Annotated in this window: 19 protein-coding genes; 4 read left to right on the top strand and 15 right to left on the bottom strand. The window is 66.2% G+C overall.

The features are described from left to right. Positions 1-894, top strand: coding sequence for a 5-deoxy-glucuronate isomerase (gene iolB, locus DC347_RS17370; protein WP_109863828.1), 894 nt, complete (start codon positions 1-3; stop codon positions 892-894). A gap of 36 nt (positions 895-930) precedes the next feature. Here the strand turns inward: iolB and DC347_RS17375 are convergent, their stop codons facing one another. After that, the gene (locus DC347_RS17375) at positions 931-2133 is read right to left on the bottom strand and encodes an MFS transporter (protein WP_018762199.1); all 1203 of its coding nucleotides are present in this window, start codon (positions 2131-2133) and stop codon (positions 931-933) included. A gap of 172 nt (positions 2134-2305) precedes the next feature. On the opposite strand from DC347_RS17375, the gene DC347_RS17380 reads away from it, so the two are divergent. Next, on the top strand, positions 2306-2755 hold the full coding sequence (locus tag DC347_RS17380) for a MarR family winged helix-turn-helix transcriptional regulator (RefSeq protein ID WP_018762198.1): 450 nt from the start codon (positions 2306-2308) through the stop codon (positions 2753-2755). Between the two features lie 63 nt (positions 2756-2818). Here DC347_RS17380 and DC347_RS17385 read toward each other — a convergent pair whose 3' ends face one another. The 8 genes from DC347_RS17385 to DC347_RS17420 form a co-directional block, all read right to left on the bottom strand. Then, positions 2819-4276 carry a sugar porter family MFS transporter gene (locus DC347_RS17385; RefSeq protein WP_109863829.1) on the bottom strand — a complete coding sequence of 486 codons (1458 nt, stop codon included), beginning with the start codon at positions 4274-4276 and terminating at the stop codon, positions 2819-2821. Positions 4277-4352: 76 nt separating this feature from the next. Next, the gene (locus tag DC347_RS17390; RefSeq protein WP_109863830.1) at positions 4353-5366 is read right to left on the bottom strand and encodes a Gfo/Idh/MocA family protein; all 1014 of its coding nucleotides are present in this window, start codon (positions 5364-5366) and stop codon (positions 4353-4355) included. Positions 5367-5423: 57 nt separating this feature from the next. After that, positions 5424-6335, bottom strand: a complete 912-nt coding sequence (locus DC347_RS17395; RefSeq protein WP_018762195.1) for a sugar phosphate isomerase/epimerase — start codon at positions 6333-6335, stop codon at positions 5424-5426. Positions 6336-6406: 71 nt separating this feature from the next. Further along, a complete protein-coding gene (locus tag DC347_RS17400; protein WP_109863831.1) occupies positions 6407-7921 on the bottom strand; it encodes a CoA-acylating methylmalonate-semialdehyde dehydrogenase in 1515 nt (504 codons plus the stop codon). Between the two features lie 30 nt (positions 7922-7951). Continuing rightward, a complete protein-coding gene (gene iolD, locus DC347_RS17405) occupies positions 7952-9925 on the bottom strand; it encodes a 3D-(3,5/4)-trihydroxycyclohexane-1,2-dione acylhydrolase (decyclizing) (protein ID WP_206073957.1) in 1974 nt (657 codons plus the stop codon). Between the two features lie 5 nt (positions 9926-9930). After that, positions 9931-10851: a deoxyribose-phosphate aldolase gene (locus tag DC347_RS17410; protein WP_165838064.1), complete on the bottom strand. Its 921-nt coding sequence runs from the start codon at positions 10849-10851 to the stop codon at positions 9931-9933. Between the two features lie 11 nt (positions 10852-10862). Continuing rightward, positions 10863-11882 (bottom strand): 5-dehydro-2-deoxygluconokinase, encoded by a 1020-nt coding sequence (gene iolC, locus DC347_RS17415; RefSeq protein ID WP_109863834.1) that lies wholly within the window; start codon positions 11880-11882, stop codon positions 10863-10865. Positions 11883-12068: 186 nt separating this feature from the next. Then, positions 12069-12473: a tautomerase family protein gene (locus DC347_RS17420; RefSeq protein WP_109863835.1), complete on the bottom strand. Its 405-nt coding sequence runs from the start codon at positions 12471-12473 to the stop codon at positions 12069-12071. Positions 12474-12615: 142 nt separating this feature from the next. Between DC347_RS17420 and DC347_RS17425 the strand changes: the two genes are divergently transcribed. Both DC347_RS17425 and DC347_RS17430 read left to right on the top strand, forming a co-directional pair. Then, on the top strand, positions 12616-12996 hold the full coding sequence (locus DC347_RS17425; protein ID WP_240617841.1) for a helix-turn-helix transcriptional regulator: 381 nt from the start codon (positions 12616-12618) through the stop codon (positions 12994-12996). Further along, positions 12993-13481 (top strand): SRPBCC family protein, encoded by a 489-nt coding sequence (locus tag DC347_RS17430; RefSeq protein WP_018762188.1) that lies wholly within the window; start codon positions 12993-12995, stop codon positions 13479-13481. The genes DC347_RS17425 and DC347_RS17430 overlap by 4 nt, the downstream gene beginning before the upstream one ends. On the opposite strand, the gene DC347_RS17435 is transcribed toward DC347_RS17430, so the two are convergent. From DC347_RS17435 to DC347_RS17460, 6 genes are all read right to left on the bottom strand, one after another. Then, positions 13433-14248, bottom strand: coding sequence for a triose-phosphate isomerase family protein (locus DC347_RS17435; RefSeq protein ID WP_109863836.1), 816 nt, complete (start codon positions 14246-14248; stop codon positions 13433-13435). The two genes, DC347_RS17430 and DC347_RS17435, sit on opposite strands and share 49 nt — an antisense overlap. Before the next feature lie 29 nt (positions 14249-14277). Beyond that, positions 14278-15624: an MFS transporter gene (locus DC347_RS17440; RefSeq protein ID WP_109863837.1), complete on the bottom strand. Its 1347-nt coding sequence runs from the start codon at positions 15622-15624 to the stop codon at positions 14278-14280. A 97-nt stretch (positions 15625-15721) separates the two neighbouring features. Next, on the bottom strand, positions 15722-16489 hold the full coding sequence (locus DC347_RS17445) for an SDR family NAD(P)-dependent oxidoreductase (protein ID WP_109863838.1): 768 nt from the start codon (positions 16487-16489) through the stop codon (positions 15722-15724). Positions 16490-16517: 28 nt separating this feature from the next. Beyond that, a complete protein-coding gene (locus DC347_RS17450; protein ID WP_109863839.1) occupies positions 16518-17471 on the bottom strand; it encodes a 3-hydroxyacyl-CoA dehydrogenase family protein in 954 nt (317 codons plus the stop codon). Beyond that, the gene (locus DC347_RS17455; protein ID WP_018762183.1) at positions 17468-17962 is read right to left on the bottom strand and encodes a ribose-5-phosphate isomerase; all 495 of its coding nucleotides are present in this window, start codon (positions 17960-17962) and stop codon (positions 17468-17470) included. Before DC347_RS17455 ends, DC347_RS17450 begins: the two co-directional genes overlap by 4 nt. Before the next feature lie 12 nt (positions 17963-17974). Next, a complete protein-coding gene (locus DC347_RS17460) occupies positions 17975-19696 on the bottom strand; it encodes a dihydroxyacetone kinase family protein (RefSeq protein WP_109863840.1) in 1722 nt (573 codons plus the stop codon). Positions 19697-19711: the final 15 nt, after the last annotated feature.

The following is a 19711-nucleotide window of genomic DNA, read 5'->3' on the forward strand; positions in this document are numbered from 1 at the left end:
ATGACCAACTGGGTCTATCCCCTGGGCACAGCCGCGGACGGAAAATGGGACGTTTCGATCGGCACGTCCGACTCCTCCCTCTCCGTGGAGGGCTGGGCACACACGGGACTCAAGGTGGCCACCTTGCCGGCGGGCGCCGCCGTCGACCTTCCCGCCGCAGGCGAGGAACGGATCGTGGTGCCCCTCAGCGGGTCGTTCACGGTGACAGTGGACGGCACGGAATACCCGTTGGCCGGCCGCCCGGCCGTTTTCGCCGGCCCCACCGACGTACTCTATTCCGGCACCGGACGCACCGTCCGCATCACGTCAGCCGACGGCGGGCGGGTGGCCGTTGCCACCGCCCCGGCCCGGGCCTCGTACCCCACCCGGATGGTGCCCGCCGCCGACATCCCGGTGGAACTGCGTGGTGCGGGCAACTGCTCCCGCCAGGTCCACAACTTCGGCACACCGGCAGCACTCGAGGCGGACCGCTTCATCGTTTGCGAAGTCCTCACCCCGGCCGGCAACTGGTCCTCCTACCCTCCGCACAAACATGACGAGGAGACGGACGGCGAGACCTCCCTGGAGGAGATCTACTACTTCGAAACCCAGGCAGCGGCCGGCGGCGCGGCACCTGCCGATGCGGATGCCATTGGATACCAGCGCGTCTACGCTTCGGACGAGCGGCCCATCGATGTCTCGGCAGAAGTCCGCACGGGCGACGTTGTGCTGGTGCCCTACGGCTGGCACGGCCCCGCCATGGCTGCCCCGGGATACGACCTCTACTACCTGAACGTCATGGCGGGCCCGGGGCCGGTGCGCGAATGGCTGATCAGCGACGACCCGCACCATGGCTGGGTACGGCAGGCCTGGGAGGGCCAGGACATCGATCCCCGGCTGCCCTTCGGGGCCTAACCAAAGACCGGGCGCTTCTTTTCCCGGCCCGGCGGCCTAGCGGACCGCCAACGGTTCCGCCGCCTGCACCTCGCCGGCCGGCCGCTGTTCGCCGCGCTTGGCGGCCGCCGCTGCGAACGCCATGACCACCACTCCCGCAAGGGTGATGACAGCCCCGGCCCAGATGGGCGACGTATAGCCGAATCCCGCAGTAATGGTGACCCCACCCAGCCAGGCGCCCAGGGCATTGCCCACGTTGAACGCACCGATATTCGCCCCGGAGGCAAGCGTGGGAGCGCCGGGGGCATACTTCATGACCCGCATCTGCAACCCGGGAACTGTGGCGAAGCCGAAGCCGCCCATCAGGACCAGTGAGATGACGGTGAGCACCGGATTGGCGGCGGTGACGGCAAAGGCCACCAGGACCACGGAGAGGATGGCGAGCACCGCCAACAGCGTCCGGTCGACGTTGCGGTCTGCCGCTTTTCCGCCCAGCGTGTTGCCGGCGAAGAGTCCCACGCCGAAGACAATCAGCAGCCATGGCACGGTGGAGGCGGCGAAGCCGGACACCTCGGTCAGCGTGTAGGCGATGTAGGTGAACGCGCCGAACATTCCGCCGAAGCCGAGGATGGTCACCACGATGGACAGCCAAACCTGCCCGGAGCGGAAGGCCCGCAGCTCGGAGCGGAGGCTGCCCGCCTTGTCGGCTTCACCGGCCTGCCGGGGCACCAGGGCAAGGATTCCGGCGAGGGCGGCCACCCCGATAACCGTGATGGCCCAGAACGTAGCCCGCCATCCGGCGGCCTGGCCCAACAGCGTGCCGAACGGAACGCCCAGGACATTGGCGGCGGTGAGTCCGGTGAACATCAGCGCAATGGCACCGGCCTTCTTGCTGGGCGGAACCATGCCCGCGGCCACCACGGCGCCAATTCCGAAAAAGGCACCGTGCGACAGGGCGGCGATGATCCGGCCCAGCATCATGGGCCAATATCCGCCAGCGGTGGCGGAGAGCAGGTTTCCTGCGATGAACAGGACCAGCAGGGCAGCCAGCACCGGCTTGCGTTCAAACCTCGTCACGGCTGCGGTGAGGCCCAGCGCGCCCACCACGACGGCGAGCGCGTAGCCGGAGATGAACCATCCGGCGGAGGCCTCGCTGACGCCGAAATCCGCGGCCACCTGCGGAAGCAGTCCGGCGATGACAAATTCGGTGAGTCCAATTCCGAAGCCGCCGAGGGCGAGGGCTATCAGGCCAACAGGCATGGAAATGCTCCTTTGAGTTGCAGGGGTTGGTTGTCCCGTGGAAGGGAAGGCGCCTAAGATAGTTGCAGGCGCGGTATTTATTGTTGCACATGCAAATATACCGCGCAAGCAACTATCTGCGTTCAATGATCGATGGCCGCCCGTTTGGCGCCATTGTGGTGAAGGAGCAACCATGGGCATCAAGGACGACGCCGTTGAGGTACGCGCCCAGGGGTGGCGCACCTTGGCGGCCCTGCATGGCTTGATTGAAGGTGAGCTGGAACGTTCCCTGCAGGCCGAGTCGGGGCTTTCTGTGGTGGAGTACACCGTGCTGGATGCCCTCAGCCGGCAGGACGGGTGGCATATGCGGATGCAGCAACTTGCCCGCGCCACGGCACTCAGCCCCAGCGCCACCACCCGGCTGGTGAACCGGCTGGAGGACCGCGGCCTCCTGACCCGGATCCTGTGCGACGACGACCGCCGCGGCATCTACACCGAGCTGACCGGCAGCGGCATCAACCTGCTTTCTGAGGCCCGGCCGGTCCACGATGCCACCCTGGAGCGTGCGCTGGACCAGGCCCAGGCGGTCCCGGAGCTGGCGCCGTTGGTGGACGCCCTGCCCCGGTTGCACGCGCCGGCATAAAGCAGCCCCCGGAAGGATCAGCACGCGGGACGCTGCTTCCTGCGTGGTAACGGACGGGGAGGGTCAGGGAACCTTGGCCGCGGCGTCCGTGGGGTGGCCGGCGGAGACGTTCTTGAAGTAGTGCTCCAGATCCTCCAGGCTCTTGTCCTTGGTCTCCGGCACGTACTTGGCGGCGAAGCCGATGGCACCGATGCCAAAGCCGGCAAACACGAAGAAGGTGTTGGAGATCCCGATGACGGCCAGCAGCTGCGGGAATCCGAAACCGACCAGGAAGTTGACGGTCCACAGCAGGAACGCCGAAGCACCCATCCCCAGCCCCCGGATCTTCAACGGAAAGATTTCCGAGAGCATCAGCCACGTCACCGGTGAAATCGCGCCTTGCTGGAAGGCCAGGAACGTCACGGTCAGGGCTAGGATGGCGAAGCCCCTGTCCGGGCCTTCGGGGAGGATCAGCGAGAAGAGGCCGATCAGCAGCAGCGTCGTCGTGGTGCCAATTTGTCCCGTGATCAGCATCCTGCGCCGGCCCACCTTGCCCAGCAGCCAGATGCCCACGAACGTGGCAAGCACCGAGATGGCGCCGTTGGCGATATTGGCCGTCAAGGCGGCCTCGCGGCCAAAGCCTGACGTGGAGAGGATCTGGGTTCCGTAGTACATGATCGAGTTCACGCCCGTAATCTGCTGGATCACGGCAAGGCCCAGTCCCACGAAGAAGATGCGCCGGAGCCATGGGATGCCGAGGTCCTTCCACGAGCCCATCGTGGACTTGCCGTCTTCCAGGGCCATGGCTTTGACTTCTTCGAACTCCCTGGCTGCTTCCTCCTGCGATCGGATCCGCTGCAGCACCCTGAGCATCTCGCCGAAGCTGCCAGTGGACGCCAGCCACCGGGGGCTCTCCGGCATGAAGTTCATCCCGATCCACAAGGCGATGGCCGGCAGCGTGGCGATCACCAGCATCCAGCGCCAAATGCCGTGCGACCCGCCGAAGGAGTTGCCCAGGCAGGCGTTGAAGGTGAACGCCAGCAGCTGCCCGGTGACGATCATGAGTTCGTTTCGCGTGACAATGCGGCCGCGCCGGTTTCCCGGCGCCACCTCGGCCAGATACACAGGGACCGTAACGGACGCCCCGCCCACGGCGAGCCCCAGGACGAACCGGGCGGCGACCATCACCCCGGTGTTCGGCGAGAAGGTACAGGCAAGGGTGCCCGCCAGGAAGATCACGGCCAGCCCCATGAGCATCAGCCGCCGGCCGTGGCGATCCGCCAAGCGTCCGCCGAACAATGCACCGAAGGCCGCACCGAACAGCAGGGACGACGTGACCAGGCCCTCGGTCAGTGGTGTCAGGCCCAGGTCCTCCTGCATGTACGGCAGTGCCCCGTTGATTACACCGGTGTCATAGCCGAAGAGCAGGCCGCCCAAGGTGGCGATGATGGTGGCAGTCCGCAGTGCCCGCCTGTGGTTGCCCGGCGGGATGGTGGCGTGCTGCAGCCCGTGCGACGCATGCTGGTCAGGAGTGGATTTCACATAAACACTCCATTGTGGACCAGCAGGGATGCGGACACAAAAGAGGGACGGATGGCCGGCCCGTCCCCCTCCTGTCCTACTTGTACAGGTCCGGCTTTGCGGCCAACTTCACGGCCACCTTTTCACCGTTCTTCTGCGCCTCGACGCCCGCTTCGCAGCACGCGGCGGTGGCGTACCCGTCCCAGGCGGAGGGGCCGCCGATCCCGCCCTTAAGTGCCGCGTCCACCCACGACTGGATTTCGACGTCGTACGCGGCTCCGAAACGCTCCTCGAACCCTGGCGTGACGTTGCCGCCCCAACGGCCGGCGCTGCGCGTGTAAGGGCCGGTGTCCCCGCCGATGCTGACGATGCCGTCCTCGAAGGTGGCCTGGGTAGCCACTTCGTAGCCGAACTTGGCATTGACGTAGATTTCGACGTCGGCCAGGACCCCTGACTCGGTTTCAATGAGGACGTGCTGGGGATCGTGCTGGCCGTTGGGCGCGGTCCTGGTTGCCTTGCCCAGGCGGACCTGGACGCTGGTGATTTCCTCGCCGGTGAAGTAGCGGATGGCGTCGAATTCGTGGACGACGGAGTCGTTGATGAGCATCTCGTTGGTGAAGCCTTCGGGGGTGGTGGGGTTGCGGTGCTGATGGTGCAGCATCAGCAGCTCACCCAATTCCTGGTTCCGGATGATCGAGCCAAGGGCCGCGTATTCGGCGTCGAAGCGGCGCATGAAGCCCACCTGGATGCGCTGGTGGCCCAGGGCAACCTCGGCCTCGACGATTTTCCTGGACGATTCGGCGTCCGGGGTGAGCGGCTTTTCGCAGAGGATCGGGATGTCCTTGGCGAGCGCTTTGAGCAGGATGTCCTGATGGAGGAACCCCGGGGTGGCGATCAGCACCGCGTTGACGCCACCGTGAATCAGGGCTTCCTCGGCGTCGGTGAGGGCAACGGCACCGGGGATGCCTTCGATGGCGGCCTGCGCGCGGGCAAGATCGACGTCGACGACGGCGGCAACTTCTGCTCCGTGGATGCGCTTGCTGAGGCGCTGGATGTGGTCTGCGCCCATGCGGCCTGCCCCGATAACGGCGACGCGGAGGGATTCAGTCATTGTTCAGTCCTTCTGGTTCTGGAGGGAAGGGAGGTGCAGTCCGCCTGTGCTGGTCCGTCAGCTGACGGTCGTGCGGGAGCCGCAGGACAGCAGGTAGTTTCGGGTGCGCTTGGCGATCGGCATCGGAACGTCGAAGGCCACGGGGTACATGTCCTGCTCCACGATGCCGAAGATGGGCCGGTTCAAGGCTTCCACTGCGTCGATGACCGCACGCAGGTCGGGCAGCCCGTTCGGCGGTTCGGTCATGACTCCTGCGAGGTTCGCCGCGGCCCAGGTCATGTTCTCGTCGTTGACCTTCTTCAGGATCTCCGGGTTGACCTGCTTCAAGTGCAGGTAGCCGATCCGGTCCGGGTAGTTCTTGATCAGTTCCAGGCTTGAGGCGCCGCAGTATTCGGCATGGCCGGTGTCCAGGCACAAGTTCAGGTATTTCGGGTCCGTGGCGTTCAGAAGGGTTTCAATGTCCTCCTGGGCTCCCACGTGCGAGTCTGCGTGGGAGTGGAACTGCTGCTGCAGGCCAAAGTCCTCCAGGAGGGTCTTGCCCAGGCGGTCGTGGCCGGCGAACAGGTCGCGCCAACCCTTCTCGCTCAGTGTCCCGCTCTCCACGGCTTCGCCGGTGACGTCGTCGCGCCACATGGCCGGGATGACCACCATATGCTCTCCGCCCATGGCGGCGGTCAGTTCAGCGACTTTCCGGGCGGGTTCCCAGGCGGTTTCCCACTGGTCCAGGCCGCGGTGGAACGCGGTGAATACGGTGCCGGCGGTGACCTTGAGGTCACGCTGCTTCAGTTCTTCGGCAAGCCGGATGGGATCGTTGGGCAAGTAGCCATAGGGGCCCAGCTCGATCCATTTGTAGCCTGATTCGGCCACCTCGTCGAGGAAGCGTTCCCACGGGGTCTGCTGGGGATCGTCCGCGAACCAGACGCCCCAGGAGTCCGGTGCCGTGCCGATGATCAGCTTGTTCTCAGTCATGTGCCTGTTCCTTTGGAGGGTTTCGGCAGGTTCAACCACCGATGGTTGAGCCTGCCGAAACCGGATGGGGACTAGTTGGAGGGGAAGTTGTAGGAGGCGCCGGAGGCGTGGTGGGTTTCGGGCCAGCGGGAGGTGACCACTTTGCCGCGGGTGTAGAAGGAGACGCCTTCGGGACCGTACATGTGCTTGTCGCCGAAGAGCGAGGCTTTCCAGCCGCCGAAGGAGTGGTAGGCCACCGGGACCGGAAGGGGCACGTTGATGCCGATCATGCCGACGGTTACCGAGCGCTGGAACGTGCGGGCGGCCGCGCCGGAGGAGGTGAAGATGGCGGTGCCGTTGCCGTAGGGATTGGCGTTGATCAGCTTGATGCCGTCCTCGAGGGTGTCGACGCGGACCACCACCAGGACGGGACCGAAGATTTCCTCCGTGTAGGCGGTCATTTCGGTCTTGACATGGTCGAGGACGGTGGGGCCTACCCAGAAGCCGTTTTCGTGGCCGGGGACCACCAGGTCGCGGCCGTCCACCACCATGGCGGCGCCGGCGGTTTCGGCGTCGGTGACGATCCGGACAATGCGTTCCTTGGAGGCCGGGGTGATGACAGGGCCCATTTCGGCGCCGGGCGCGGTGCCGTTGTTGACCTTCACGGCTTCGGCGCGTTCCTGGACCTTTGCCACCAATGCATCGGCGGCGTCTCCGACGGCGACCGCGACGGAGATGGCCATGCAGCGTTCGCCGGCGGAGCCGAACGCGGCGGCCGCGAGGTGGTCCGCCGCATTGTCCAGGTCGGCGTCGGGCAGGACGATGGCGTGGTTCTTCGCCCCGCCCAGCGCCTGGACGCGCTTGCCGTGCCGGGTGGCGGTCTCGTGGACGTACTGGGCGATCGGGGTGGAGCCGACAAAGGAGATGCCGTCCACGTCCGGGTGGGTGAGGAGCCCGTCCACGGTTTCCTTGTCGCCGTGCAGGACCTGGAACACGCCGTCCGGCAGCCCGGCTTCCTTCCACAGCTTGGCCAGCAGCAGGGAGGCGGAGGGGTCGCGTTCGGAAGGTTTGAGGATGAAGGCGTTGCCCGTGGCAATCGCCATCGGGGCCATCCACAGCGGCACCATGACGGGGAAGTTGAACGGGGTGATGCCCGCAACCACGCCGAGCGGTTCACGGAAGGAGAAGACGTCGATGCCGGTGGAGACCTGGTCCGAGTAGTCGCCCTTGAGCAGGGTGGGGATCCCGCAAGCGTACTCCACCACTTCCAGGCCACGGCCGATCTCGCCCTTGGCGTCGGAAAGGACCTTGCCGTGCTCGGCGGTGACCAGGGCCGCGAGCTCATCCACATGGGCGGCGACGAGCTCGCGGAACGTGAACAGCACTGCGGTACGCCTGGCCAGGGAGGTCTCGCCCCAGGAATCGGCGGCCTTGCGGGCAGCGGCGACGGCGGTGTCCAAGTCGGCCCGGTTGGCCAGGCGCAGCTCGCCGGTGACCTGGCCGGTGGCCGGGTTGTAGACGTTCGTGGTGCGGTCGCCCTCGCCCGGGGTTTCGGCGCCGTTGATGAAGTGGTTGATCACGGTAGCTTCAGTGGTGGTGGCAGTCATGGAACTCTTCCTTGAGTAGGGGAAAGTGGGTCAGCCGAGCAGTTTGCGCTGGCGTGACTTGTGGTCGGCGTAGGCCCCGTAGGCCTGCGTGGTGGAGTCCAGTTCGGAAACCTGCGCGACCGGAACGTCCCACCAGGACTCGGAGGATGGTGCGTCCAGGAGAGGATCGGACTCGACATGGATCAGGATGGGCCCGCTGCCCTCGGGGGCGGCTTTGGCATCGCGGATGGCCTGCTCAAGTTCGGCGATCACCTTCTCCCCGGGTTCGATCCGGATGACCTTCACGCCCAGGGATTCGGCGTTCAGTGCAAGGTCCACCGGCAGGGTCTCGCCGGTGTCGAAGCTGTGCTGCTCCTCGTCCAGGGCCCGGTAGCGGGTGCCGAAGCGCTGCGAGCCCAGGGATTCGGACAGGGAGCCGATGGAGGCGTATCCATGGTTCTGGATCAGGACCACGATCAGTTTGATGCGTTCGGCGACCGCGGTGACCAGTTCGGTGTGCATCATCAGGTAGGAGCCATCGCCCACCATGACGACGACGTCTCGCACGTCCGCGCGGTCCCCGCCTGCCGCCGTCGCACGCGCCGCTTCGGCGAGCACTGCCCGCTTGACCCCGAGGCCGCCGGGGATTTCGTAGCCCATGCAGGAGTAGGCGTATTCGACGTGGTAGCCGAACGGGTCACGGACGCGCCACATCTTGTGCAGATCGCCGGGCAGCGACCCTGCAGCGCAGATCACCACATCCGCCGCCTCCATGGCCCGGTTGGTGGCGCCGATGATTTCGTTCTGCGCCGGCAGCGGGGTGTACCGGGTGTCGAACGCCTGATCCACGGTGGCGTCCCAACGCTTCTTCTCCGCCGCGACCTTTTCCGCCAGGTCTGCGCCGGTACGGTAGCCGCCCAGGGCCGCGTTCAGCTTCACCAGCGCCTTGCGGGCGTCCGCGACGATCGGAAGGCTGGTGCCGTGCTTGTAGGCATCGAGCGGGGCGACGTTGATGTTGATGAACTTCACGTCGGGGTTCTGGAACGCTGTGCGTGACGCGGTGGTGAAGTCCTCGTAGCGCGTGCCGATGCCAATGATCAGGTCTGCCTCTGCGGCAATGGCGTTCGCCGCGGTGGTGCCGGTGGAGCCGATCGCTCCGAGGGAGTGCTTGTGGTCCCACGGCAGGACGCCGACGCCGGCCTGCGTGTTGCCCACCGGGATGCCCGTCAGCTCGGCGAACTTTGCCAGTTCGTCGTTGGCGTAGGCGTAGAGGACGCCGCCGCCGGCGATGACCAGCGGGCGCTTGGCGGCGCGGATCGCCGCCGCGGCGCGGGCGATGTCGTCGTCCTCGGCCTCGGGGCGGCGGATCCGCCATTCCCGCTCGGCCAGGAATTCCTCCGGGACGTCGAGCGCCTCGGCCTGGACATCCTGCGGCAGCGAAATAGTCACCGCCCCGGTTTCGGCCGGGTCGGTCAGGACCCGCAGCCCGTGGTGGAACGCGGAGAACAGCTGCTCCGGCCGGGAGACCCGGTCGAAGAACTTGGACAGCGGCCGGAACGCGTCGTTGACCGAGAGGTCATAGGCGTACGGCTGTTCGAGCTGCTGCAGCACCGGATCCGCGACCCTGGTGGCGAACGTGTCAGACGGCAGCAGCAGGACCGGCAAACGGTTGGTGGTGGCCAAGGCGGCGCCGGTCAGCAGGTTCGAGGACCCCGGGCCAATCGAGGTGCTGATGGCGAACGTCTGGCGGCGGCGGGTGTGCCGGGCGTAGCCGACGGCCTGGTGGACCTGGGCCTGCTCGTTCCGGCCCTGGTAGTAAGGCATCAGGGACGGGTCCTGCTGCTGGTATTGCTTCAGCGCCTGGCCAACGCCGGCAACGTTGCCGTGGCCGAAGATACCGAAGGTGCCCGGAATGAGCCGCTCCCGGTAGTCCACGCCGCCAACGTTGTCGACGGTGTACTGCTTGGACAGGTATTCGACGACGGCCTGGGCCACCGTCATCCTGCGTGTTCCTGTGGTGCCCATGGGGACTACTCCGATGCTTCCGTGGTGTGGTGCAGCAGCGAGGCGGCGGTGGCGACGGCGCCGGCGACGTCCCCGTCTGCGGGATAGAGAAGGGTGCGGCCCACCGTGAGGCCTTGGACGCCGGGAAGCGCCAGCGCTGCTTCCCAGGTGGCGAAGACCTCATCCTGGGTGCCGTCCGGGTCACCGCCCAGGAGTACCGTGGGCATGGTGGTGGCCGCCATGACGCGTTCCATCTCCGCCACCACCGGCAGCTTCATCCAGGTGTAGGCGCTGGTGGAACCCAGGCCTTCGGCGATCGCAATGGACTTGATCACCGCATTGGTGGACAGGTCGTTGCGGACGCGGCCGTTTTCGCGGACCGAGAGGAAGGGCTCCACCATGGCGATCAGTTTCCGTTCGGCCAGCGAATCGATCGCGTGGGCGGTCGCCTCCAGGGTGGCGACCGTATCCGGGTCGCCCAGGCAGATCCGGGTCAGCATCTTCCCGCCGTCGGCACCAAGGGCCGCCAGCGCCGCGGCGGTGTGGCCGGTGAACCGGTCATCGATCTCGTTGACCAGCCCGGCCAGGCCGCCACGGTTCATCGAACCGAACACGAGCTTCCCGTCCAGGGCACCCAGCAGCAGGAGGTCGTCCATGATGTCCGGGGAGGCCAGGACACCGTCGACGGCAGGGTTGGCCAACGCGATCTGGAGCCGGTCCAGGAGTTGGCGGCGGTCTGCCATGGCCACCGGGTCCGCACCGACCGCAAGGGCGCCGCGGGCCGGGTGGTCGGCCGCGACGATGAAGTTCTGGCGTCCGGACTTCAGGCCCGGGTGGCGGCGGCGGGACTTCGCGGCGCGGGCCACAGCCTCCGGGTCCTCAAGGCGGATGGTGCTCAGGTGCTCATAGCGGCGCGGATCATCATCCACGGTGCGGTTGGAAGCCATCGGGGTGAGGGTCACAGTGCTGCTCCTTCGGTGGCAAGCTGCGCGGCGGCACCGTCGCCGGGGACCGGCCGGCCGCGTTCGGCAAGCAGCGAGGTGACCTCCTCCTGCGTCGGCATGGCATCTGCGCAGGAGAGCCGGGAGGCGACGATCGCACCTGCGGCGTTGGCGTAGTCCAGGACCTGGGCCAACGGCCAGCCGGAGAGGAGCCCATGGCAGAACGCGCCGCCAAACGAGTCGCCGGCACCCAGGCCGTTCAGCGTCTCCACCGGAACGGGAGCGGACACCACCCGCTCGGTGCGGGTCTTCGCCATCACGCCTTCGGCGCCGAGCTTGACGACGGCGATCTCCACGCCCGCAGCCAGCAGGCGGTCCGCCTGCTCATCAGGAGTCCCCTCCCCCACGGCGACGGCGCACTCCTTGTCGTTGCCGATAGCGACCGTGACATACGGCAGGACTTTGGCGACCTCGGCCCGTGCCTTTTCCTCGGATGGCCAGAACATGGGCCGGTAATCCAGGTCAAGGATGGTGAACTGACCTTCAGCCAAGCGGGTGCGCGGGCGCGCTTCGTGGGCTGCGATGTGCGCTGACCGGGAGGGCTCCTGGCACAGGCCCGTCACGGTGGACCAGAAGATCCCTGCCTGGCGGATGGCGTCCAGGTCCAGCTCTTCAGCCTTGATCTGCAGGTCCGGCGCAGTGGGGAACCGGCCGTAGAAATACAGCGGGAACTCATCGGCTGCCGGCTTGATCGCGCAGAAGGTTACCGCCGTGGGCAAGTCCTTCACCGGGGTCACGAAGGTGTCATCGACGTTGAACTTGCGCAGCTCGCGGTGCAGGTAAACACCGAACGGGTCATCGCCGGTACGGGTAATGACGGCAGTGCGGCGGCCATGGCGGGCGGCGGCAACAGCAACGTTGGACGGTGAACCACCCAAGTACTTGCCGAAGGAATTAACGTCCTCCAAGCCAACCCCGATGTCGTTCGGGTAGATATCAACGCTGATGCGCCCGATCGTAAGAAGCTCGTGGGTCACGGTGATCGCGGACCTTTCTGGTGTGGAACCCGGGCCCTTTGAGGGGCAGGAGTTCCGGGACTGGCAGGCCGTGGCGTGGGCCACAGGCACTACTTTGCCGTAGATCGAATGTCCTGTCAAAAGTTTGTTCTGACATACTTACAACCACCAGCAGAACCGGCACCCACGACCGGTAGAGGCCGGCAGTCAGTGCTTGGGGACCGCCAGCTCGCCGGTAACGTACTGCGCGCGGCCGAAACCGAATGACCAGTCACCGGCGCCATTTTCCACATAGCCGATGAAGACATCCTCGCCGGCGACCCCCAGTCCGGCGAGCTTTTCCGCCACGGCCGCGAAAAGCCCCTGCTTGGCCTCCTGCGACCGGCCCGCCTGGGTGAAGATCTGGATCATCACCACGCCCCCGCTGCGCTCGAATCCGAGGCCCGCATCCTGGGCAATGATCCGGCCTTGGGGGTGTTCCGTCAGGATGTGGAAGTAGTCCCGCTCCGGAATGCCATACTCGGCCAGGATTGCTTCATGGATCCCTCGGCTCAGCGCCTGCAATTCTTCGGCGGTGCGGCCTTCGTTGACGTCAATGCGGACCAGCGGCATGCTCATTCTCCTTTGCTTGCTTTGTCCTGACATACTAACAAGTGATGCAACAAGGGAACAAACCCTTGCAGGGAACCCGCGATGGTGCCTACAATTAATCAACCGCAAGGTTGATAAACAAAAAAGTTGATTAAAGGAAATGATGTTGATCTCCGATGACGCGGCCCTGGACGTGGCCTTCATGGCCCTGGCAGATCCCGTGCGGAGGCGCCTCATCGCCCGGCTCAGCAGGGGCCCGGCAACAGTGAACGAATTGGCGGAACCGTTCGAGATCTCCAAGCAGGCGGTCTCGAAACACATCCAGGTACTCGAGCAGGCGGAACTGGTGACCCGGACCAGGGACGCACAGCGCCGGCCCGTGCACCTGAACCCGGCCCGGCTTGAGGCGCTGACCGCATGGATTGACCAATACCGGTTGATCCGCGAAGGCCAGTTCCGCAGCCTCGACGCCGTTCTTCGATCAAGCACTGCCCACAGCGGCGGCCACCACAGTGGCGACCAATCCACCCAGGAGTCAAGATGAGCAATTCCCTGAAACTCAGCGTTCCCGAGGGCGTCCCCTTCATCGATTACGAGCGTGAGTTCGATTTCCCGGTCGCGGACGTGTTCCGCGCCCACAAAGAACCGGACCTCATTGTCCAGTGGCTGGGCCCGCGGGGCATGAAGATGGACATTGACCACTACGACTTCCGCACCGGCGGCAGCTACAGCTACCTGCACACCGGACGCGACGGTGTCGCCTACGAGTTCAAGGGCATTTTCCACACGGTCCGCGAGAACGAATTCGCCATCCAGACCTTCGAGTTCGGCGGATATCCGGATGTGGTCAGCCTGGAGTTCATGACGTTCGAGGACCTCGGCAACGGAAGGACCCGACTGCGGGGACATTCCGTCTACCCCAGCCAGGAAGCGCGCGACGGCATGGCCCAGTCCGGCATGGAGGGCGGCCTGTCCGAGGGTTACGAGCGGCTGGAAGAATTGCTGGCCGGGGCAACGGCTCCCGCCTGACGCAAAAGCACCGCCTCATCCAGGACGCGGCCCAGGTTCGCGGGGTCGTGGGCGAACCGGCCCAGGAAGAGTCCGTCCGCGGCTCCCAGCTGCGGCAACAGTCCAGGGCCGGCACTGCCGCCGTACATCACGGGGCAGCCAGGGCCCAGGGCTTCCCGGATCAGCCCGAGGACGGCGTTGACGTGGTGCGGGGCGGCGGGCTCGTCGGCGCCGATGGCCCAAACAGGTTCGTAGGCCAGGACAAGGCGGGGCAGCAGGTCCGTGTCGCCGCCCGTCGCGGCCCGGACCTGCCGCACGCAGAAGTCCGCGGCAGCACCGGCGTCGAGCCTGTCAGGTTCGCCGATACAGAGCAGCGGGGTGAGGGAATGGCCGACGACGGCACGCACCTTGCGGGCCACCACGGCGTCGTCCTCGGCGAACAGCCGGCGGCGCTCGGCATGTCCAACTTCCACCAGGCGGACGCCAAGTTCGGCCAGCATGCCGGGGCTCACTTCCCCGGTGAGCGGCCCGTCCCCCCATGCGCAGTTTTGGGCCCCGAGCAACACCGGCGAGCCGGCCAGGATCCGCGCGGCCTGTTCCAGTACCGGAAAGGAAGGGATGACGAAGACCCGCACCGGGGAGTCCTGGGCGGCGAGCCCGGGCCTGTCATCCACGATGGAACGCACCTCCGACAGCCAGCGCAGGCTTTCCTGGTAACCCAGGTACATCTTGGTGCTGACACCGATGTAGAGGGGGCCGTTGCCTGTGCTGCTGCCGGAGGTGCTCATGGTTTCCTTGCGTGGATGGTGTGGTGCGCTCAGTCGAGCAGGTCGTCGGCCTTGTTCTTGAACCGCCTCGTGGCGAACATCATTGCGGCCGCCACAAACGGCAGGACGCCCAGGGCATAGACGCCCATGGAGCCCGTTGGCGACTGGGTGGCCTCATTGACTGCGGTCCGCAGGATGGGTGCCACGAAGCCGCCCAGGTTGCCGAGGGAGTTGATCAACCCGATGCCTGCCGCGGCAGCAGACCCGGCGAGGAACGCGGTGGGGTACGACCACACCACGGGGCCAACGGCCAGGAAGCTGCAGACTGCCAGGGTAATGAAGATCATGCCCAGCACCGGCTGGTGGTTGGTCCCCGCCCACGCCGAGCCAAAGATGCACAGGCCGGTGGAGATGAACAGGATGGTGCCGAACTTCCGGCGCTTGGCCACGGTATCTGCCGCCTTGCCGATGAAGTAGCAGGAGAAGATGCCGAAGAACCATGGAACGGCGATCAGCAGGCCGACGGCGAGTCCCACCTTCTGCCCGGTGAGGGAGGACACCTGCTGGGGAAGGAAGAAGGTCACACCATAGACCGCGACCTGCAGGCAGAAGTAGATGACGGTGAAGTACCAGACGCGGCCGTTGCGCATGGCGGCGAGGATGCCGCGGGGCCCGGTCTCGTCCTTGATGGTGTCTTCAAGTGCCATGACCTCCTTCAGCGCATACTTTTCCTCGCGGCTGAGGAATTTGGCCTTTTCCGGGCCGTTGATCAGGAAGAAGAAGGCCGCAATGCCGGCCAGGACGGCCAGCAGGCCTTCCACGAAGAACATGACCTGCCAGCCTCGCAGGCCCGGCACCTGGTCGCCAATGTTGATCAGCCAGCCCGAAAGCGGGTTGCCGATCATCTGGGAGAAGGGCTGGGCCAGGTAGAAGATGGCGAACATCTGGACCCGTACCTTGTTGGGGAACCACTCGGCGAGGTACATGATGACGCCGGGGAACAGCCCGGCCTCGGTGACGCCCAGGAGGAAACGCAGGATAACGAACGAGGTCTCGCCCTGGACGAACGCGAAACACGCGGAGACGATGCCCCAGGTGATGGCGATGCGTGCCAGCCAGATCTTGGCGCCAACCTTCTTGAGCAGCAGGTTGCTGGGGATTTCGAAGATGGCGTAGCCAATGAAGAAGATGCCGGCACCGAGGGCGAAGGCCGCGGCGGACACCCCTTTGTCTGCTCCCAGGGCCGCCTCAGCAAAGCCGACGTTGGTGCGGTCAAGGAATGAGACGACGTAGAGGATGACCAGCATCGGCATGAGCCGGCGGGCCGCCTTCAAGATTGCCGATTTCAGGACCGGCCGGGCCAGGAGTTCCTTTGATGTTGCGGTGGTTTCAGACACAGCACTCTCCTTCGAGTGGTGACGTTGGGGATTCCCTGGCAGGCCGGCGGCCTGCGGGGCTTATGGTGGCGCCCGGTCGGTGATGCCGGGGGCGCGGTCAGTGCATGTACAGGCCGCCGTCGACGTTCAGCGTCTGGCCGGAGATGTACCCGGCGTCCTCACCGATCAGGAAGGAGATGGCTGCCGCAACATCCCGAGTGGTGCCTACCCGGTTCACCACGAGGTCCCTGACCAGTTCATCCTTGCGTTCCTCGCTGAGGGTGCCGCCCATGATGTCGGTGTCGATCGGACCGGGCGAAATCGCGTTGACCGTGATGTCGTACTCACCCAGTTCGCGGGCGGTGGCGCGGGTCAGTCCGATCACGCCGGCCTTCGCTACGGAGTACGGGGTCTTGCTGAACGTGCCGCCGCCGCGCTGGGCGGAGACCGAGGAGATGTTCACGATCCGGCCCAGCCGGTTCTTCACCATCGATTCGGCGGCCCGGCGGGTCGCGTAGTGCACGCCGTTCATGTTGATGTTGAGCACCCGATCCCATTCGCCGGCGTCGAGCTCGAGGTAGGGAACCGGGGAGCTGACGCCCGCGATGTTCGCCAGCGCAACCAGCTGCGGAAGCTCGGCCTCGATCTCGTCGATGGCGGCGCGGACCGAGGCTTCGTCGCCGATGTTGGCGCCGGCGCCGTGGGCCCTGACACCGTGCTTTTCGGCCAGTTCCTTGGCCAGGCTCTTGCTGGCGGCGTCGTCAAGGTCGATCACGCCGATGTTCCAGCCGCGTTCGGCGAGGTAGACGGCCGTGGCGCGGCCGATGCCGCGTTCAGAGACGGCGCCGGTAACAATCACGGTGCGGTCTGCGGGGAAAACTGTCATGGAATGTTCCTTCTGGTTCAGGGAGGGGCTAGGACAGCGGGGCCGGGCCCAGGTCCTCGATGAGCTTCTGCATGGCGACGTAGGCCTTGTTCCGATAGGCAACCAAAGCTGCGGTGCGCTCAGCCGGGACGTCGAGGAAGCCGGAGCCGGTCTTGGTGCCCAGCTGGCCGGCGTCGACCTTTTCCCGCAGGATCTGCGGGGTGGCGAACCGCTCCGGGAAGCCGGTCTGCAGCGACTTGTAGCAGAACGCGTAGACGTCCAGGCCGGCCATGTCTGCGATGGCGAAGGGACCGAAGAACGGCAGCCGGAAGCCGAAGGTGGTACGGACCAGCGTGTCCACGTCCTCGGCCGTGGCGATGCCTTCCTCCACCACCTGGGCGGCTTCGTGGAAGAGGGCGTACTGGAGCCGGTTCAGCACGAAGCCGGTGACATCCTTGACGGTAGCCGTTTCCTTGCCGGTCTCCCCCACGATGGTGCGGGCGGCCTGCACGGTCGCCTCGGAGGTCCCCTCGTGCGGAATGACTTCCACGCCGGGGATGAACGGTGCCGGGTTGGAGAAGTGGACGCCCAGGAAGCGCTCCGGGTTCTCCACCACTTCGGCCAGCTTGGCAATGGAAATAGTGGAGGTGTTGGAGCCAATGATGGCGTCCGGGCGCGCGGCGGCGCTGATCCGGCCCAGGGTGGCGTGCTTGATCTCGAGGACTTCCGGCACGGCCTCCTCGATGTATTCGGCATCCGCCACCGCTTCCTCGATGTCCTTGGCTGCCCAGAGGTTTTCCTTCAGCAGGTCCGTGGCGTTGGCTGGGAAAAGACCGGCAGCCACGAATTCGTCGGATTCCTTCAGCAGGCGCTCGTAGTTGCCCTGGGCGATCTCGGCGGAGATGTCGGCGAGCGCCACGCGGGCCCCGGCAAGGGCCAGGACCTGGGCGATTCCGCCGCCCATGTAGCCGGAACCGACGACTGCGATATTACGGATGCTCATGTGGTTTCAAGTCCTTCCGACGCGCCCTCATAGGAGCAGATGGCGTCTACTTTGGCCGCGGATGCGGAGTTTTCATCGAAGCGGTAGTTGAGCCACTCGCCCACCAGCTTCTTGGCCAGTTCCAGGCCGATGACGCGCTGGCCCAGGGTCAGCACCTGCGCGTTGTTGGAGAGCACAGACCGCTCCACGGAGTAGCTGTCGTGGGCCGTCACGGCCCGGATGCCCGGTACCTTGTTGGCTGAGATGGCGACGCCCAGGCCGGTTCCGCAGATCAGGAGGGCACGGTCCGCTTCGCCGGCCGCCACCTTGCGGGCGGCGGCGACTGCCAGGTGGGGGTAGGCGGTGGTGTCGTCGGCGCCGACTCCCACATCCTCCACGGAAGCAACCCGGGGGTCAGCCTCCAGAAGTTCCCGCAGGGCGTTCTTGTATTCCACGCCTGCTTCGTCATTGCCGACGACGATGCGCCAGCCGGTTGGGGATTGCTCAGTCATAACGGTTCTCCTTCAGTGGCTTTCGATGGTGGCGGCGTAATCGGCCACCCTGCGGGCGATGAGGCCAAAGGACACAGCACCGGGGTCCGGGTGGCCCAGGCTCTTTTCGGCCAGCGGACGGGCCCTGCCCTTCTTCGGGCTGAGGCCGGCTGTCTCATCAGCGGCTTTTGCTGCCGCCTCCGCTGCCGCACTGAGGCTTGCAGCCAGGCTGCCGCCGTCGTCTATTGCCTTGGCGAAGGTTTCGGCGAACGGAAGCAGCGCATCCACCATGGTCTTGTCCCCGGCTTCCGCCTTGCCCAGGGTGACAATGGCGTCGCGGAGGGCGTTGACGGCCGCGGTCGCGTCGGCGGCCGTGTAGGCGTCCTTGCTGCCCAGCGTCCTGCCGACGGCGGTGACGGCCGCGCCCCAGAGGGCCCCGGAGGTACCGCCGGCCCGCTCGGCCCACTGCTCCCCTGCCGCCGCAAGGACTTCCTCCAGGCCGGCGCCGCCGGCGTGGGATTGCTCCGCGGCGGCTACGGCAGCGTCCACGCCGCGCCGCATGCCGATGCCGTGGTCGCCGTCCCCGGCGATGGCGTCCAGCTTTCCCAGGGCGTCTTCGTGTTCGACGACGACGGCGCGGGCCTCCTTCAGCGCGTCAACCGCGGTGGCTGCCAGGGCGGTTGAGGCCGGGGTGGCGGCCAGCGAAGTGATGGCTGCCGCCTCGGCCAGGGATTCGACGGCCCGGGCCCGGCGGGGTGCCAGGTTGCCCTTCCGGAAGGCCGGCGTGTCAGCGGGGGCGGCCCAGAACTTCTCCAGCTCGGCGTCCAGCCAGAACAGCGTGAGGGACAGGCCGGACATGTCCAGGCTGGTGACCAGCTCACCGCACTCGGGCTCGACGATCTCCAGTCCGGCCTCGGTGAGCAGGGCTTCGATCCTGCCGAACAGCAGGAAGAGTTCGTCGTACTTGACGGTCCCCAGGCCGTTGAGGATGGGTACTACCCGCTGGCTTGCGGTTTCGGGCTTGTCCTTCAGCAGGCCGTCCACCAGCAGCTTGGCCAGTTCACTGGCGGTGGGAAGCGGCTGCTCGGAGATGCCCGGTTCGCCGTGGATACCCAGCCCCACCGACATCATGCCTTCGGGAACGGTGAAGAGGGGCTCTGCTGCTCCGGGAAGGGTGCACCCCGCGAACGCCACGCCCAAGGAGCGGGTGTGGTGGTTCGCCTTGGTGGCAAGCCGCTCCACCTCGTCCAGGTCCAGTCCGGCTTCTGCCGCCGCGCCGGCAATTTTGAAGACCGTGAGGTCGCCGGCGATACCGCGGCGCTTGCCGATTTCTTCGACCGGTGCGCTGGCGATGTCGTCGGTGACCAGCACGGTCCGGGTCTGGATGCCTTCGGCGTTCAGCTTGTCCTGGGCCTGGCCGAAGTGGAGGACGTCGCCGGCATAGTTTCCGTAGCTGAGGAGGACGCCGCCGCCGGTCTGGGCTGCCTTGGCAACGCGGTAGACCTGCCCCGCGGAGGGGGAGGCAAACATGTTGCCGCAGGCGCTTCCGGCGGCGAGCCCGGCCCCCACCAGGCCGGCGAAGGCGGGGTAGTGGCCGGAGCCGCCACCGATGACCACTGCCACCTGGTTCTCGGGAGTTTCGGTGGAACGGACAACACCGCCGTCGACACGCGCCACATACTGGCGGTTGGCGGCCACGAAACCGTCGAGGGCGTCGTCTGCGAACTGCGCTGGATCGTCAAATATCTTTGTCATGATTCCTCGTTGAAC

This window comes from Pseudarthrobacter sp. AG30 (assembly GCF_003116525.1).
GTDB lineage: Bacteria > Actinomycetota > Actinomycetes > Actinomycetales > Micrococcaceae > Arthrobacter.

Excerpts from the sequence above, each read along its gene's own strand:
- iolB (WP_109863828.1), top strand. The coding sequence starts at position 1 with ATGACCAACTGGGTCTATCCCCTGGGCACAGCCGCGGACGGAAAATGG.
- DC347_RS17375 (WP_018762199.1), bottom strand. The coding sequence starts at position 2,133 with ATGCCTGTTGGCCTGATAGCCCTCGCCCTCGGCGGCTTCGGAATTGGA.
- DC347_RS17380 (WP_018762198.1), top strand. The coding sequence starts at position 2,306 with ATGGGCATCAAGGACGACGCCGTTGAGGTACGCGCCCAGGGGTGGCGC.
- DC347_RS17390 (WP_109863830.1), bottom strand. The coding sequence starts at position 5,366 with ATGACTGAATCCCTCCGCGTCGCCGTTATCGGGGCAGGCCGCATGGGC.
- DC347_RS17395 (WP_018762195.1), bottom strand. The coding sequence starts at position 6,335 with ATGACTGAGAACAAGCTGATCATCGGCACGGCACCGGACTCCTGGGGC.
- DC347_RS17400 (WP_109863831.1), bottom strand. The coding sequence starts at position 7,921 with ATGACTGCCACCACCACTGAAGCTACCGTGATCAACCACTTCATCAAC.
- iolD (WP_206073957.1), bottom strand. The coding sequence starts at position 9,925 with ATGGGCACCACAGGAACACGCAGGATGACGGTGGCCCAGGCCGTCGTC.
- DC347_RS17410 (WP_165838064.1), bottom strand. The coding sequence starts at position 10,851 with ATGGCTTCCAACCGCACCGTGGATGATGATCCGCGCCGCTATGAGCAC.
- DC347_RS17420 (WP_109863835.1), bottom strand. The coding sequence starts at position 12,473 with ATGCCGCTGGTCCGCATTGACGTCAACGAAGGCCGCACCGCCGAAGAA.
- DC347_RS17425 (WP_240617841.1), top strand. The coding sequence starts at position 12,616 with ATGTTGATCTCCGATGACGCGGCCCTGGACGTGGCCTTCATGGCCCTG.
- DC347_RS17430 (WP_018762188.1), top strand. The coding sequence starts at position 12,993 with ATGAGCAATTCCCTGAAACTCAGCGTTCCCGAGGGCGTCCCCTTCATC.
- DC347_RS17435 (WP_109863836.1), bottom strand. The coding sequence starts at position 14,248 with ATGAGCACCTCCGGCAGCAGCACAGGCAACGGCCCCCTCTACATCGGT.
- DC347_RS17445 (WP_109863838.1), bottom strand. The coding sequence starts at position 16,489 with ATGACAGTTTTCCCCGCAGACCGCACCGTGATTGTTACCGGCGCCGTC.
- DC347_RS17450 (WP_109863839.1), bottom strand. The coding sequence starts at position 17,471 with ATGAGCATCCGTAATATCGCAGTCGTCGGTTCCGGCTACATGGGCGGC.
- DC347_RS17455 (WP_018762183.1), bottom strand. The coding sequence starts at position 17,962 with ATGACTGAGCAATCCCCAACCGGCTGGCGCATCGTCGTCGGCAATGAC.
- DC347_RS17460 (WP_109863840.1), bottom strand. The coding sequence starts at position 19,696 with ATGACAAAGATATTTGACGATCCAGCGCAGTTCGCAGACGACGCCCTC.